This window comes from Burkholderia sp. BDU5 (assembly GCF_001522845.1).
Classification (GTDB): Bacteria; Pseudomonadota; Gammaproteobacteria; order Burkholderiales; family Burkholderiaceae; genus Burkholderia; species Burkholderia mayonis.
Genome location: NZ_LOWC01000159.1, coordinates 251,939 through 269,013 on the forward strand (window position 1 = coordinate 251,939; position 17,075 = coordinate 269,013).

Annotated in this window: 6 protein-coding genes and 1 pseudogene; 1 reads left to right on the forward strand and 6 read right to left on the reverse strand. The window is 55.0% G+C overall.

Going from position 1 to position 17,075, the window contains the following annotated elements; translation table 11 throughout:
- Positions 1-14: 14 nt before the first annotated feature.
- The 6 genes from WS69_RS26195 to WS69_RS26220 all read right to left on the reverse strand — a co-directional run bounded on the left by WS69_RS26195 (position 15) and on the right by WS69_RS26220 (position 16,345).
- Complete coding sequence (locus WS69_RS26195) at positions 15-1,922, reverse strand: hypothetical protein (protein WP_059473541.1); 1,908 nt, start codon at positions 1,920-1,922, stop codon at positions 15-17.
- Positions 1,922-4,291: a sensor histidine kinase gene (locus WS69_RS26200; protein ID WP_059473542.1), complete on the reverse strand. Its 2,370-nt coding sequence runs from the start codon at positions 4,289-4,291 to the stop codon at positions 1,922-1,924. Before WS69_RS26200 ends, WS69_RS26195 begins: the two co-directional genes overlap by 1 nt.
- Before the next feature lie 58 nt (positions 4,292-4,349).
- Positions 4,350-9,743: an FtsK/SpoIIIE domain-containing protein gene (locus WS69_RS26205; protein ID WP_059473543.1), complete on the reverse strand. Its 5,394-nt coding sequence runs from the start codon at positions 9,741-9,743 to the stop codon at positions 4,350-4,352.
- Positions 9,737-11,290, reverse strand: a complete 1,554-nt coding sequence (locus WS69_RS26210; RefSeq protein WP_059473544.1) for a hypothetical protein — start codon at positions 11,288-11,290, stop codon at positions 9,737-9,739. Before WS69_RS26210 ends, WS69_RS26205 begins: the two co-directional genes overlap by 7 nt.
- The gene (locus tag WS69_RS26215; protein WP_059473545.1) at positions 11,287-13,089 is read right to left on the reverse strand and encodes a hypothetical protein; all 1,803 of its coding nucleotides are present in this window, start codon (positions 13,087-13,089) and stop codon (positions 11,287-11,289) included. The genes WS69_RS26210 and WS69_RS26215 overlap by 4 nt, the downstream gene beginning before the upstream one ends.
- A gap of 652 nt (positions 13,090-13,741) precedes the next feature.
- Complete coding sequence (locus WS69_RS26220) at positions 13,742-16,345, reverse strand: DNA phosphorothioation-associated putative methyltransferase (protein ID WP_059473546.1); 2,604 nt, start codon at positions 16,343-16,345, stop codon at positions 13,742-13,744.
- A gap of 353 nt (positions 16,346-16,698) precedes the next feature.
- Between WS69_RS26220 and WS69_RS35750 the strand changes: the two are divergent.
- Positions 16,699-16,851: pseudogene (locus WS69_RS35750) on the forward strand (DUF932 domain-containing protein); the annotation flags it as partial.
- Between the last annotated feature and the right edge of the window lie 224 nt (positions 16,852-17,075).

Genomic DNA, 17,075 nt, shown 5'->3' on the forward strand with positions numbered 1-17,075 from the left:
TCGCGCAAGGGTGCTTATCTTTCAAAGACAACGGTAAGCTGCACCTGGCCGTTTGCTACATCGTTGTTCTCTAGAGCTTTGTAGGCCTCGTCTAACCCGACCCACTCACGCACTTTCGCTAAAATGCCACCGGGAAGCTGCTTATCCGATCTCCATCCCTTGCGCAGCGCAGTGCAAAGTGGGTCGGCCGCGACATTGATGTTCAGCTGTGACAACTCTCGCGCCAACCAGAGAGAGATTTCCACGCACGCATCATCTTGGAAGCTATAGAGGTCCCTCTCCTGCGTAAGCGAAAACACCCGTGCTTTCTTCGCCGTCTCTAGGAGTGGGGTTCGGCCATTTCTCAGACTGTTCGATTGAAGGAATACCTTTGAGCGGAGCAGCGCCGGTCGCAACATAAGTTGCGAAGCTGGCCGTGACATGTGGTTGGTAGTAGCGGCGACAATTTGGTGTGCTATGTCGCTGCGCAGCCGGCCAATGATACGTAGACGCTCGTGGCGTGCCTGTGCTATGAACGAGCGCAAGGGCATCGCGCGCAGCTCCCCCACCCGCACTCGAAGGTCGAATTCCCGTCGCATCCCGCCTTCATCGATCTGGAGGCTGCGTGCTACCAAATCTGTTGTCGAGGCGGTCGGGTTGTCTGACGGCTGGAGCTCACGCGCCTCTGCAACTGCAAAAATCAATGTTCCATTAGCATCTCTCGCCCGGGAAATTCCGTTGAGATCGCATTGTTGCGTAATGTGTACCCAGCATTGAGTGTCATGAGCGAGCGTCGGTCCGCAGAGCACGCTGCCAAATGGCAGCGATCGGCTGACCCTCTCCGCGCTCTCTTCATCGAAATAACACATGAAAGGCAGCGTAGGACGGACGCCCAACCACGTGAAATGCGACATTAACGAGCGCGAAGTGTCGACGTCGGTCATCGGAGCAATAAGACGGTTCGCGAGCTCCTTGCCATCCGCTGCGAAATGACTTCTGAACTGGGCGTCCAAATCCTTGATCTTGGCTCCGACATCAGAATCTGACTCGACACGAAATAAATACTCACGACTGAGCAGCTCGTTCAGGTGCTCATCGTAAGGGTCATCGTCCCTGATAGACGTCAGATGGATCTGCTGCATCGCAGACGCGTCTAGGTTCCAAAGTGTCTTCGATGTCTCTTCAGTAGCCCGCATTAACGCATTCATCCATGATTGAATAAAAGCTCGCATCGAATGCGCTACGGACGATTGACGGGAAAGCTGGTCAAAACTAAGTCGCAATCCGGCGGCCCTGAATTGCGGCTCAGCGATCTTCGCTTTGGGGAGCACCATCAGGCCAGCGGCACTGATCTGCGAGCCTGCGCTGAAATTCCGTTTATGCTCATTGAGCTCATTGTGAGTAGACATAAGCACAATAGGCGGCAACGTCAAATTTGAAGCATTGGCGGACAATTCCCGAAGGTATTTCTGGACGCCGTCAACCGGTGCATCGTCGCCGTCCTCCAAGAACAAATCTAAGAAGACAGTATCACACTCGGCAATTTGCGTAAGTATCGGCCGCGGAGCCCCTACGAACTTCACGATAAACTCAGACGCTGGAAATGCCGTTAGAAAATCGTTTTTAAGTTGTGACACGCGGCGAGAGCGAGCCAAGAATGGCTCCAACAGGTCTTTGAGTTCTTCACTGGCGATGTTGTCAAATTGCACGCTCAGCAGCACGTCGCGTACTGCGTCGTCGGTTTGGAAGTAAGCTCCGGCGCTGTCCTCGTCCCCCACAAACTGTTGTGCAGCCGCTACCGCCTTTGCCACCTCACATAAGCTTTCAAACTTCGGGTCGGTTGTGTCTGCGATTGTCTCGTAGAAGTCTGGCACCGTCCCTTCAACATGTACCTTGCGCAGTCCCGCGAGCTCATCATCAACGACCAGGATACACCGTTGCATTAGCGACCCTCCATAGGAAGCTCCAGCACGAACGTCCGAAGCCGCCCATCTCTCTCGCCGCTCGCATCTAGGTAGAGCTTCCCTCCGTGATACTCGACCAATTCGCGGGCAATATAGAGGCCCAACCCCTTGCCTCGTTTTCGGGTGGTGTAGTAAGGCTTGAAGACGGCTTCTGCGGAAGCAGGGTCGATACCTGGTCCGTTGTCCGTAACGGTAACGGAGTTGGCGCGCGTGTCGATTTCAATCACGATTCGTCTTTGGTCCTGATCGTCTTTGAGGCTCTGCTGAACCCAATAAACGGAGTTAGTGAGAAGATTTTCTAAGACTTGCGCGATAAGCCCTCGGACGAGGTAGACGAGCAAGCGCTGGTCACGGGCTTCGACACCGTCCACAAGGATCTCCCACGCAATTTTGTGTCGTTCAAATCTCGCCTCGAAGCCCGCGACAACTGTCTTTACCTGCGCGACGACATCATACTGTTCACGGCGATTGCGTCCCGAAGGACTCATTACATCGACTGTGCTAATGCGCTTGTTCGTCGCTTTAATTTGCGCTTGAAGATTATCTACCAGAATCACCAGCCGCGGGTCCGTACTATTCGATTTCTTTAAATCGATGAGAAGATCACCTGTCTTCTGTGTCAGACGCGTAAGCTCGTGTACAACGATTTCGACGACGAGCCCAATATTGGCTAGTTCGAGCAACTCAACGCGAGTCTCTCTTGAAAGTTTAAGCGCATTTCGAATCGTCTCAACATATTCGACTTGGCCTCGGAGAACCTGCCGAATCTCGTCGATCTTGGGGCGAACGCTGGAGGGCAGAGCACGTCCGATGTCTTCAACCGTTTTGAGCGTCTGGACCAATGAATCTTCCGATCTTCGGAGACTCTCTTCCGTGGACTCTTCTTCTATCGCGCGCTTGACTTCGACCTGCTTAATTGCGTCGATATGTGCACGAAGGTCGAGCACAAGAATCCCGCTGAAGATCGCCACAAGAAGGTTCTGCTCAGGACACGACACGAGCCGCTCTCTATTAGCGGCATCGACTAGCCGTGGATTAGCTTGCGACGAAATCGCAATGCTCCCCACTGTTTGGTAGCGATTGAGGGTGAATCCCTTAGTTCTCAGTGCTTTGCTATCCCACTCGAGCCAGTCATCGTCCATTCCGCCGGTCTGTCCCACCCGGAATCCGTCGCGATAGACCGCGAACCCGCCGCACCAAACGTTGAGCTCCTCCAATAGCTGCTTTTTCGTTTTATCCACGGTCCCGCTTAACAGGCCACGATTAAACCAAAGGCACGACGCGGTGAAAGGCCCTAAGCTCCTGCATGTCTCTACGGGCAGATCAACGATCCGCGCGAGCTCCTCCAGCGTCCACGTCCGGCTCTCCGCGGTATCGGTTCCTTTCCAAGTCAACTCTCGCCTCAGAGCAACGGCCCCAACGGGGCCGTCAGGGTTATATCGAATTTCGGCACGGAATTGAGAAGCGTCCGACAACCATCGCGGAAGCGGCACGATTGGTAATCGGTGACCGTTCAGCAAGACGTCGATAGGATACGTTTTGCGCGACTTGTCAAACGGATTTTGCAGGCGGCGAACATATTTGTTCAAGAAATCTCGGACCTTGGCCGTTGACCAGTGTGCCCCAAGCCTTCGAATCGTAATGACCGTGCCACGAACTTCTGGTTTATCCACATTGTCGGGCAAAACCTCAAATGTGATCTCACCAAGAAACGCTTCGGGGTCGTCGAATTTCGTCCAATCAAAGGTAACAGAGTTCCAGTTAGATTCGCCTTCCACCTTCGATCGAACCTCTGCAACAGCCCCCAACTTCATCATGGACAACCTGCCAATGCCCTTCTCTCCCAGAAGGGTGCGGCTACCCGTAGGGTGAGCACGCTTCTCGAGCATTTTGTACGGTGTTCCGACGACCATAAATCTCTCGCGCAACTCGTCCTCAGTCATGCCGATGCCCGTATCGCGAACCTCAATCCAAAAGTCGTTCTCAACAAAGGTTGCAAGGCGAGCGGCAAGGGACTTCGCACTCGACGACGCGTTTTCGAACTTCGCCAAGATGTCAGCACGCTGATCCAAAGTGAGCTCATTGGACAAAGCCTTCTCCAACCGCTCAAGTGCGACCTTCTTAGAGAGCCCATTCTGCTCGAGCTGCTCGCGGACGAGAGTTACGGCTCCCGAATCCGCCGGGGCAGAAATGGACACGGTCGCCCGTGCCGATCCCGCGTCGAACGAATTCTTGATTAGTTCGTAAAGAGCCATCTCGTCAGAAGTGATCAACTCAGCGCCGAGTTGGCGCATCGCCCGAGCGGCGATTCGAAACGGCTGTGCGCCCGCCTTATTGTTTTGGCTCATATGCTGAAATCCCTAGCAAAGCAGTGTGCTCCTCTCTGCCGTAGTCGGCACCAGTTGGTCATGCGCAGTCGTCCTTGATTGCCAAGACAACACTATCGATGTCGTCGTCGCTTAGAAACGGAGCTTGAGCGAACACAAGCCCCTGCTCGCCATTCAGTTTGGCGGCGAGATGGCCACGTCCAAGCAACAGTTCTGCCCCAGGCCTATCCAGCGCAATTTTGGACGTCGCCTCGCTAGAGACCTTTAAAATCAGCCGATTGCCTAGATTCTCGCGTAATTGCATAGGCATCACGTCTTTATCCGGACGCTGAGCGGCAAAAATCAAATGAATACCTGCTGCCCGCGCCTTCACACCTAGCCGCTGCACGGCAGCTCCAACTGCCGATTTATATCCATCGTCTAGCATCCAATCCGCAAACTCGTCATGGACCAAAAAAACCATCGGCAAGCGGTCCTCCGGCGCAGCTTTCGCGTTGTATGTCGGAAGGTCCCGCACACGTGCCTTTGCAAACATACGATAGCGATTCTCCATCTCCTCGACGAGTGCTCCGAGGACGTCGCGAGCTCGTTCCTTATCGATGACGATCGCCTCGCGCATGTGTGGTAGATCGGCCAATGGGGCGTAATCGACGCCCATCTTGGGATCTATCAGTACGATCTGCGCGAGTTCCTTGGGATTGGTTGCAGCGATATCAAGCAGTAGCGCCTGAATCAAGACAGACTTACCGCTGCCAGTAGCGCCGGCCACCAGCGAATGCGGCTCGTGTGAAGACAGCCCGCCAAACTCCGCTCCGAGGTTTAGATACAGCAATGCTCCGTTGATTTCCTGAAGACCAAGCAGGAACGAGGTGTTAATGCCACCCACGTTTCGGTTTAGCTCGCGACGCGCCCACAGCTCCCACAATGAGACTGCCTGTCGCTTTTCACCGGCAATAGTCACCACGATTTCACCCGGCTTGGGCTGCACAGTAACAAGGTTGATTGCGTGCGTTGTAAGCAGCTGCACGCGCTTGTTTTCGACGTCCTCGACACGCAGGCGGTCGGAGCCCGCCAGCCGTACAAGACACCCATTCGGTGTGAGGCGCGTGCCTAAAACGGAGGCTTGCAGTCCGTAACTATTAAGCGCGCCTTTTAGCTTCCTCGTAACCTCGTTGGCCCACGCATCTCGCTCGGCATCAGCCACAGAAGCGGATGCGTGCTTGGACTCAACCAAAGCACGGAACGCGGCCCCACCGAACGTGGATGTGGTGGTCCGAACTGCGACGGCACCTACGTTGGAAATCGATGGTAAAGGTTCTACCGGGCTAGGTGTTACTGCAGGAGCGTCTTCATTCGAGGGGGCACCGGAATCGCCATCGGCGGCAGAGGCGATCTCCTCTTCCGGTGCGGCAGTGGCCACCAGTTGCCCCATTGTTGCCAGCCACGCAACCCTGGGGGCCGGCCTCTTGAAGGTATGTCCAGCCCAAGGCTGATACACCCCAATAGCTGCTCTTGCTTCGACCGTCTCCGCTCCTTTCGCATAAGCCTCTGCCAACTTTCGCAAGCCCTGGCGGTCGAAGACCTCTTGCCAAGCTTTTACACCGTCGGAGTCCTCTAATATTTCTTGGCTGGACTGCGAACTGGAGCCTGCATCGGATGTGTGAACGTAAACATGCGAGTAGCCTCGAAGCGAGATGTCAACATCGCCTTCGCGAAGCTTCGTCCTCGCACGTTCCATGAGCCCCGTCATGCCTGGGGGCACTTCTGCGTCAATGAGCATGTCGGCTAGCCTAGATAGCCAGACATCGCGATCGAGACGACCGGGATCACCAAAAAGCGCCTCACGGAACAACCCAAGCGTTGCCAGGAGCTGATCCCTGGAATCCCTTTGGGCCTTGGCAAGTGCGTCGGCCCCCACGTATTTTGACTCCACGATTGCTACGGTGACCCGAATGCCTTCGTCCCGTTCCTCGACGTTCAAGCCCAAAATGTCCGCAATGCGGCTTTCGGGTTGCGACAACCAGCTCGCATAGTCATCAAGCAAGAAATATGCGGTCAAAGTTTGGCCTGTGCCGGCGGTATGCCTAAACTCCTCCGCGAGCATGTAGCGACTAAGTACAAGGCCGATCATTTCACCGGCCGAGACTCCTCGTTTCGCGGCCCTAAGAACGATGTCGCCTGAGATCGACAATGCGTCTTTAGTTCCCTTGTCGGCCGCGGCTTGGAGCTCATCGGCGGTCACCTGCAAGTTCAGTTCGCTCAACCGTCTACGAACTAATACACCCAACAAGCGTAGCTCCGAAGTCGAACTGACGATCATATTGCGACCATTAGTGGAGCCGCGTCGATAGCGCACTACGGTGATATTGTTGTGTTGCAACTGCCGCTTGTCTAACAGCTCATCATAGGTCGCCACCCACTCCGCGAGATCATGAGCATCTTTGATCATCATGGCTAGTTTCGGGTCTTGCAAGGAAATGCGGCGCGCGGGAAGGAATCGCTCGTTAGCTAAAGCGTCGGTCTGTCGACATACTGCCGCGACGGCCGAGACATAGGCCCAGCCGGAAGCGGTCTGCCAAGGGCAGGTCAAGAACGTGGTGGACTTCAGCTCGTTTTCACCTGAGACGCTCCGATAGGACAATCTCGATGGTGCGTGTTCCAGGGAAGGCCGATCGTTTGTCCAGTCGACGAGCAACCATTCGGTTCGAGCTGCACGGGCAACAACGTCATGCAGCAGCGCTATATCGAAGGCCTTGAAGCCACGGGTGCTCTCAGCCGGCGTGGCTGAGATCGGTGTAACGGAGATCCGCAGTTTGGAAATAAAGTTATCGCTAGTTTCGCTGACCACAGGGAAGTCCGGATCATCTCCCGCTTTATTGACCAGCTCGCCATAGATACTTCGAAGTTTGACCTGATCGGAGTGTCGCACCGATACGCTACATTGGAGCCTGTCGCCGTCTTGAAGCGAGGAAAGTTCACGCACAGTCGCCAGCGGCAATTCCGCCGCATCGGCGTTGTACAGTACAACACTCAGGTTTGCAGCCTCGTGAGGCTGCAAACCGACGTAGCGCTCCAACAAGTCACGAGCTTGCCTCGCGGCCGCCGCGGGTTCCACGTCACTCATGGACTCGCGCGAATCGCGCGTGGGCGACTCCATCAGGCTATAGCCGTTCACGGTGTTCGTCTCTGAGACGAGCGTTGGTGCCCCAGCACGATTAAGTACAGCAATCTCCGGGTAAAAAGGATGTGCAATCTCGTCGGCGAGCTCACGCATGAAAATCTCGCGGTCCCCAAAAAGGATGCTCGAACTTGCAAGCAAGTGCGTCGCGAAAGCTGCGACCCTGCGCGACTTAACCGCCAAGGCCTTCATCCGTTCTGGGTGCCAAGGCGGGACAATCACCGCCGGGTTGTCGCCCGCTACCTTTACAGTCCCGATAGACAGGACTTCCGAAACAAGCCTGGAGCGGCACACATCGCCCCTAGCGTGCGTCATTAAAGTAGCGAGCAACGCAGCGAACGACTCCGCCTGTTGGATAACCGCTTCTCCGTGCAAGCCCGATCCAAGGAAGTCGGTCATTGCCTTGACGTAGTCCTCCTCAAACTTGTCCCAGGCAAAACGGATTTCATCTCGCTGCTGTTGCGTCAGACGACGGTCAGCTGCTAGATCGTCTATACGCTTTTTTATATCTGCGCGCTGACTGCGCAGCTTGTTAGGAGGGGGCACGAGCGAACCCGCATCTCGGGCGAACGTGGCTTCGAGCGTGCTCGTATCGAAAAGGGAGGCGCTTTGGACCCCCCCCTTCTTGCTGACGAATTTACGGGGAACTTCGGTACAGCCAACGGCCCCCTTCTCCAAGAGTCGACGCATGTCTGCAGCCATCGAAAGCCCGATGCAGGCTGGACGGTAACTCCATAGCAACTGGGTCTTAGCTAGCACTGATTCTCTGACTTCGTTTCGTTCGATCAGCGCTACGTCGAACTTGATTTGCAGCGCCGTCCTCGAGAGCGAGGTGTTCGGTTTGATCCTATCCTTTTTGTCACTGCGAAGCTCCCGCTCCTTGCCGAAAAACGCCTCGTAGTCGAACAACGGATCGGGCAAGTTTGCATTCCCCATTCGCTCAACCTTCCATTCGGCCTTGGAACCCATCAGTTCCTTCAGCCCGCGGTACATCGCAGAGAAGAAGCTGCCAGCGTCGTAATTGAAGCGCTCGCGCCATTCCTTGCGGCCCTTCGTCACTGTAAAACGAAGAACTCGCTCACATTGCCCTTCTCGGAGACCCGCATGTAGGCTGTGAACGACACGTGCAAATCCGTCGAAGAAGTCGTTGCACTCGATAGGCTTACCATAGAGCGCCTTTTCCCATCGCGCGCAAAGTCTGCTCTCTTGTTCCAGCAGCCGCCGATGCTTGACGAAGAACTCCTCGTCTTCGTCATTGAAGTCAGCGCGGCGCTCCCGAGTCTTCAAATCCTCAAGAAGTTTGCGACCATCCTCGCCCAAGGCATTTTCTGGCTCACAGTCGTGGTCGAAGAATCTGATGGTCGCATCCGCTAAACCGAGCAGTTTTTCTTTCGGCTTATCAAATACCAAGTAGACTCCGTCGGCTTCCCACTCATACTCAGATAGTTTGGTACCGGATTCCAAGTCGCCCGCGGGTGCTTCGATGAACGCATCCAACGCCTGTCGGGCGCCGTCGGTGATTTGTGAGGCATGCTCAAGAAGCCGCTCTCGTAGCTCATCGCCATCCAACGGCTGACCGTTTTGGCGGAGCTTTTTCAGGAGAGGCGCACGCTGGGCAAATAGTTTGGTGAATGCCTTTTGCCAAGGCTTACGCGACGTCGCGTAGGTCCTCGCGTTGTCGAAAAATGATCCGTCACGAGGCAAGCCAACTTTGGGTAAGGCGTAGCCGACCGCGTTTCGTATCGCGAGGCCGTGTGTCGAGATTGCGACTACAATCTCAGCGCAGAAATCCCCAAGCTGTACCAGTGAAAGGTCTGACGATGCAAGGAGGCCGCCAATCGCTGCCTGGAACAAAGTTCGATCATCGGCAACGGGCGATAACCCGCCCGCATGGAGGGCCGCGTCGACCCACGGCTCCGCGTCAGCACGCATTTCCTTCGCGCCGATGGCCATCACGTGACCCAAGGTGTCGGCTAAGTTATGTTCGTTACCGTTCGCCGTGAGAATTGCCGATTTTTCGGTCTCGGCATTGTTGCGAACGAAACCTGCATTGTGGGAGATCAGGGTCTCTGGTGGTAGCCCTTGGCCCTCTACCAACGCTTCCGGAATCCTTAGGTCGACACTGGCGGACATCTCCGAATTAGCAAGAATCGCGCGCGCAACCGCGGCGATTTGACTAGCGGAAAGCTTATCCAGTCGGAATAGAGCAGCGGTCTCCCCTGGCAGCCTAGAGTTGGAAATGCGTTTGCCAAGTATGTCCGCGCCGACGCGCCCGATGATGCGATCGGTCAGCATGACACGGCTCCTCGCAAGACAAATGGATTTTCAACAAACGAGCAGGAATCCGAGAGCCTGCTCACTAGGCCTAAGCTAACGAGTCGAGCCTCGAGATTGTTTCGATTCTCGCTAAGCTCTTCTTGATCGACAAACTTGCCTTCCACCAAATGCGCGCCCTCGATATCGCCGATGACTACGCCATATCGACGCTTAGCCTCGGCCAAGAATTCATCTAACTGCATGCGGTCTTGCGCAATTGTCAAGACCATCGATTTGATGAGCCGGTCGTTTGGCGCGTAGCGGGTGCGCCGAGAAAGCCGTCGGGAGCTGAGACCAATGGCCCGGGACCACGATGCGTGAATCTTTTCCACATGCAGCCCGTGGCGTGCGATTGCGAGCTCGGACAGTTCAAGTACGAGCTCGTCCGGACTTCTATCGGAAACGTCTGCATCCTCATTTCCATCAAAACGCGGCCATTGAAACCACTCACGCATTAGCTTTATACGCTCAGCGTCGGGGAATTCGGCAGCGTCAGCCCGACTCCACCGCTCGTCTTGTCGAATCGACTCAATGTGTGCTCGAACTGCTTTTGGCGACAACCCTTGGTTGAACTGGTAACTGTCGCCCGACAAAGCTCGTACTTTATTGCGCTCTTTAGCAACGATCTCACAGACGATCTCGACCGGTTCGTCGTCACCAACTTGCCTTTTCGCTCTTTCCAAAAAATAGAGGAGCATGTTCAGCCCGGTAATGACGATCAGATGTTCTAGAGCATCGTAGATCGGCATATCCATACTCAGGATCGACAACCAGTCCTCACACATCCGATCGAAGCGCGGATTCTCGAGTTCCGGCAAATAGCCCGCTAGACGCGGCTCATCAGCAAGTTGCGGTTCCCCTTGCAAGGTTCTAGCCAGCCGGTTCATCGGGGCATCGTGATCAAAAAGTCGGCTCGTGAGGATTTGACCGAGTTCAGAGCCTCGTTTCGAGCGGGTGAGCATTAGGTAAAGCAGCTCACCAGTGCGAGCGAAGAACCGTCGATCGTTGCTCATGTTCCCACGAGCGTCGATTTCCATGTCCTCATAGAGTGCGTCGGGGCCAAAGGGAAAGGCGAACTTGGAACTCCATCGCTTATTGCTCCGAGACTCGAACGACGACGAACGCAGCAGCTCGATGGCCTTGGCAAAGTCGTCAAAGCTAGAAAACGCCCGCCTAAGAAAAGACATATCGTCGTCGCCCTTGCCGGTTGCCCCCTCAGCGAACTTGGCAAACCACTGCTTCCACTTTTCCTCATCAGGAAGCGGGCTCTCTGAAATAGCTTCGATGTACGGATTGTTGAAGAGAAGGCCGCGCAAACGAATTTGCCGCTGCGGTCGAAAGCGAACGGTGCATCCCGGCTCATCTTGAGGAAGGAGAGGGCGATGCAAGTTCGAGCCCAATACGCCGAGGAACTCTAGTACCGTCAGATGAGGCAGCTGCTCGTCATAGAGACGATGGCCCCATATGTTCTCATCGACACAGAACGAGACCCTCTCGATCTCTGGCCTTTTAATGATCGAACTCATGCGGGCACCTTCACGGTCACAGGACGAGCGAATCCTCGACCTCCAGGCTCGATATCGATAAAGTTTAACGTCAATGCCGATGCCTCACCGGCGACGTCTTCGTCATCCATGGCCCCCGCCGATCTGCGGACCAACTCAGCTTTTCGCAGCAGCTTGGCCTTGAAAGCCATAAGGTCTTCCAGACATTCGTTCGAGAAGCTCGCCGGCAGCGCACCTTCGGCAACCCGGCACAGGAACTCGTAGCGAATCGGCGTCAGATCGAAAGCTACTGAATTGGCTGGAATAGGAACCAGAGATACGTCGAGCAGTGGCCGGCCAGTCTCCTCGTTGTACTTTATGGACAAACCAACACCGCCTTGCCTTCGAGACGGAGTCTCATAATCACAAAGCACGCTGACGCGCGACTGAGTGAAACCACCAGAGCTCGCAATGAAAATGCGATCGGTATTTTCTAGCAGCAAGCCCGTCATAACACGGTTTAATCCCTTGGCGAGATGCGCCCGAACGGTCTCACTCGCCGGCATCTTGTTTCGCAATGCATCAATAAGTTGCAAGTAGTCTCCGGCGAACCGGAATGCCGTCATCGACCAATGCGGATAACCCGGTTCGTCGTCAGGCAGTGCGAAAAACAGCCTACGACGTTGCGCGTCCAACATGTCTAGAAATTCCGCAGCTCCGCCTTCCAGTCTTGCACTTTCATGCCCCTCCAGATATGTGCCTTGTGCTGCTAAGAATGAGGCAGTCGCTCCATAGATCGGATCGGATGCCACCAAACGGTCAAAGTCATCTTTGAGGCGACCGTCGTCTTTCCCGTAAACTAAAAGTCCGTCGATGGCGTTTGTGGTCTCGTCGCCCACCCCGAAGCTGGCCATAGCTTTGAAGACTGGGCGGTCGGAAATCCTTCGTTTGGGCAAATTGGTTCCGAACGCGTTTGCATAGATGCTCGCCTTTCCGATACTGCCACTCTCCTGAATACGCCCGACGTCCGCGCAGGTCATCAGGTTTTCCTTCGCATCCTTGGCGTCGGAATAGCCGAGAATCATATTCGCGCACAAGGCAAGAAGGTCCCGCACCGGAAGATGCGATCCGTTCAGTCGAGCGACCTCGATCAAGTCACCGAGTCGACGGGCCAGCTTAGCGCCGTCGGATGTGCCCAGCAGCCGTTTGCGGTTTTCGTCGATAGGGCAGACCTTGCCATCCTTTACCAAAGAGCAGTGCCTACAGTTTTCCCATTCCGGATGTCCCGCAATGGCCCTAGCGACCTCGTCGAGCGTCTTACGACTAGTTGTTCGACTCAGGTCGAAGACTGCGAGCCTGTCAGGCGCAGGACCGGCTTGTAAAAATCGCTCTTGCAGAGGTTTTCGTAACGGATGAACTCGGCCTTGCCTTTTGCCTAATTGGCGCAGCCGGTCCAGTAGTTGGCCATGGTTGGCCGCAAGAATGACAATCTCCGAGTCATCCCCTCCGAGTACAGAGCGCTCTAACCGCTCCAAGGGGAGGTCGCTCTCCTCGCCATTGAACTCGGATAGGTCTTTAATGAAAACAGCCAATCGGCCGTCGGCGAGCGGAAGCTCCTTGCTGTTGCCTTTAGCTGACCAGGCCTTCGTATCTCCCCCCATCCTCATCCACAAGGCACGGCAGTGATAAGTCTTTCCGTCACCAGCAGTACCGGCGATCAGCATAGAGCCGGGTGCCTTGGATTCGATATGCCCTACCATTGACTCAAGCAGCGGCGTCGATAACCCAATAGGTTGAATTTTCGCCCTTGCCAGCGCCCCCGCTACGTATTCATCGAACATCGTTAGGTTGTTAGGGGTGGGGCCATAACTCCGGAGAAATCTAACCCAGGCTGCCGCCGGCAATGCGACGGAGGTTCCCTCCGGCTGTTGCGAAGAATCTGTCAAGTTGGTCCCCCTCGGTATCGGTCTCGATCGCATCTCCGTGCGATGCCAGTTCGATGTCCCTCTGCTACCGCAGAGCCACGAACGCAACGGAGTCTCTAGCTTCGCTAGTGGTGAATTATGACTGGTGTATGTGGTTTAGTAGCAGGAGCGAACTTGGACAAGCGGAAGCTCGCGCCGCGCGGGTACACGGCGCATGGAAATGTGAGGCGCGAATCCTCCGCATGCAGTTCGAATCAATCCGGCAGCTCGGCGAATTTTGTCGACGTCCAAGTAACACTTCTTTCATTAATCTTTCGTCGCCTAGCTAACCAAATTCGCCTACCGGCTCATCCCGTGACTGCTATATCACCCCGTTCGCAGCCGGTGTGCGCAATACCGCCGTGTCTCTGCCTGCCGTAGTGGTCGGGCCTCAGCCGCGGCACTCGAGCCCTCCATTGCGCTAACGATCACGCGGATGCAACGTCTTGCTAGCAGTCACCGCGAATCATCATACTTCATCACTTGCCGGCCTCCCAATAAGTTCGGCGGGGCTGTCTATTGTTATGGGTTAGTCAATGCGACGCCGCCTCGGCACGACGTTTCCTGCCGGAGTCTCTATCATGTCGATTACTTGCCGTGCAGGCGTCGAACTGTAGCTGATGTGAATCGGACGATGGCGACCGTAGAAATACAGGCGGTCAAACTCGACGTTATCAATGATCCATTCAACGACCATCGCCATATCCTCATCTTCCACGACGAAATCGCACGCTGCTCCGAGGCGTTCGCAAATGTATCCGCCCCGACGCGTTCTCTCGTGCGCAGCATGCTGGTCCAATTTTGGCGAGATGCGCCCTTTGATCTGAGCGGCCAGTGTTGGCGAGCAAAAGCCAAACGTCAGCTTGACCATGCCGAAATAGTCGATTACCGGATCGATTACATGATGGGCAAGATCAAAAAGCGCATTAAAGCTTTCCGGCTCAACTGGCATATTACCGATGTCATGTGCAGCTTGTGTTTCCCCACATTCAACCAGATCGCGATACGTAAAGTAGCGTCCGCACTTTTGATCTAGCGGCGGAATTGATTTTGATCGAATCAATTTGTACCCGTCCACAGCCAATCGCATTTCATCCAGCTTAGCATCGAAGGTCGCAACGTCAGGGCCGTAGCCGTTGAGATCAAAGACGCCAAGCTCTTCCAATGCTTCTTCAAACAGTACTTGTTCAGAGTAAGACGGTGACTCTTCATTGAGGAAGCGCGACTTCTTGTAGAGGTATGGCGGGGGATACGCCTCGCCATAGTCGAAAATCACCAGCCCTTGCTTACGCAAGTTTATTTTCACTCGTTGTGTCATGCGTGGCAAAGGCGATCCGGAAAAATCGTCGAATTTCATCATGGTCAACTTCCCGGACCGAACGTGGATTTTCAATAAATCTGCACTAGTGACATCACCGTAAAGTAGCGTGCCGCAACCAATATATGCGCGCAGAATCGGGGGAAGACGCTCCACGAGGTCTGTATGAACCTGCAGCGACTCTCCGTCCTCCAGCCATCCCATACCTTGCTCTGCCGACTGGCGGCATGCATCCGAAATTTGCTCTATGTCGGCCAAGCTGAACAGCAGTTCTCGGCCCGCAGACAGCGCCGCAGAGTACCCGCCGAAGAATACCTTCGCGTCAACCTGAAGCTGCGACTCGAGTCTACTGTATGGAGGTCGCTTGTCGAATTGCAGTAACGCGAAATATACGCGGAGATCGTCCGCTCGCGAGGCCGCTGCACGCTCAAGCATACTCGCCGCATCATCTTTCCTTTCTTTCAGAAACCGTAGGGCGGCTGCGCTCGATCCAAACTCGCGAAGCTCTTGCTGTAGCGCCTGCATTTCCCGTCTAACGGGATCGCGACCAAGCGCCAAGCAAAGTTGCCAGAGTTCATCAAGGGCGCTCCGATGACGGTCGTACAGCAGCGCTGAGCGATCGGGGCGAGGCTTCGCGACAGTGGTACGGTCCGCATGTCCCTCAGCCACGAAGCGTGTCGGTCGGACGGGAGGCACAATCCGTCTGCTACTCTTGACTCGATTAAACCGGAAACGCTGCTCCTGATCTTTGTCCTTGAAGACAAAAAATACGCCGGGCCCTGCCGCGATTGCATCATTCTCGGTGACGCGATCAATGAATTCCTTCAGCTCCGATTGAGAGTAATATTTCTGGAACGTATTTCTCGAGGTTAGAAAACCATCCCCATACGGAATACCGTGAGCGGAATCCTGATTTGCGAGCATCGCAGAGACGACGAGGATATCTTTCGAAAGTGAATATGATGTCTTCAGGGCGTGTTCACGTTCATCTACGTTTTCTATCACGTTTATGACAAATCCGAGATTAACAATTGAGGCCCGAGCGAGCGGCTGATCATTCGCGTAGTGTGGGTCCCAACCCGCAGCCTCAATGCCTAGCCCCTTGAGTCCTCGTACATCATCTCCGCGCCCACACCCATAGTCAAACAGCGAACGAGTTCCATCGAGAAATCCAAAGCGAGAGAGCATTTGTATCGGTGCCGAAAAGCTGTAGCGAGACAATGCAGTGCGATGACGTTCTATAGTGCCAAGTCTGCTCTCGCCCTCCGATTCATCGGGCTCCTCGTTGGCTATGGGAACGAGCGTGTGATCGGCGAGACAATAGCCTCGTTGCTTTATGAGAGCTTCGAATGTTTTTCGGAAGCCGATGCGAGCCGGATCGTCAAATAGTCCGATCTGCTCGGCCGCCCGAGTCAGATGCTCAAAAACCAACCGCTGCGGATGATCGGCCGCAATGAGTAGCTCTTTTCGATGCAGTATCGGGGGGTTAATTGACGACTCGTAGCTCCGATATCGGTACGTCTTCTGATCGAGGTCAATAGACCAGCTGCGGTACAGTGCGGGAAACGCCTCGCCGAAGAAGCTTGGGTAGTCGAGGAGCGACATATCCGACATAGAACGACTTAGCCTGATAACGTTGAAGTCGCTCCCCGCCGTAAGCCTCGTCAGCGCGATACCTTCCTCGACGATGCGTCGCACAGTCTCTGGGATGCACTCCAGAAGTGACACATGAAAATATACGTCCCTTGCAACGACCTTTCCGATATCTGCATCGAGGTGCCGTGCTGGAATTTCCCTGGTCGTTGTCGAGCTCATGTCCTTAACTCTCAATATGGAGACCGTTGGCGAAGGGCCTGCCATCACCACGAGCGAATAGCACCGCCGATTTCCCTCTTGCAACAGGATAACTCGCATCGAGACAGCATAAGCCTCTAGCGAGCGGTACAGGAAGTGGACCGCGACCCATCACGCGTCTTCGAACCCACGGAGATACAGCCACCGCACATGGCTCGGATTCGAACGAATTTCAGACCTATATCACTGCCGTGAGCTGGCAATCGCTGCCGCTCCGTCAGCACTCTCGTGTGTCGACGCCATCCATCTTTGGAGTTCGGTGATGCGCCCATTTCTCTTCTCGAAATCCCGCTGCCTTCGCGCTCGCGTTCACAGTGCATCTCGTTCAGACAGTGGCATGCGTAGGAGAACAACCCTGGCACGGCCTCGGCAACTAGTTCGCCCCGACGCAGCCGCTCAAAGTTTGGGCCCGCACCGCCGGCGTGGATTGGTGCATCGAAGAGGCCGAAGTGCGCTTCGTCGTCGCCCCGAGATGTCAATGACAACATCAGCCGAACGTAGAAACAAAAAACCCCGCGAGCCTCACTGGCTGCGGGGTTTGCTGACTTGCTTATACAACCTTAGACATGTTCTCGGTGGAGCGGAGGAGGAGGATCGAACTGCCAACCTTCGCTCTGCCATTCTGATGTAATGGCTGTTGCTCACACCTCTAAATAGCTCGTGTCCAGAAAGAGGTGTGATGCGCCAAATA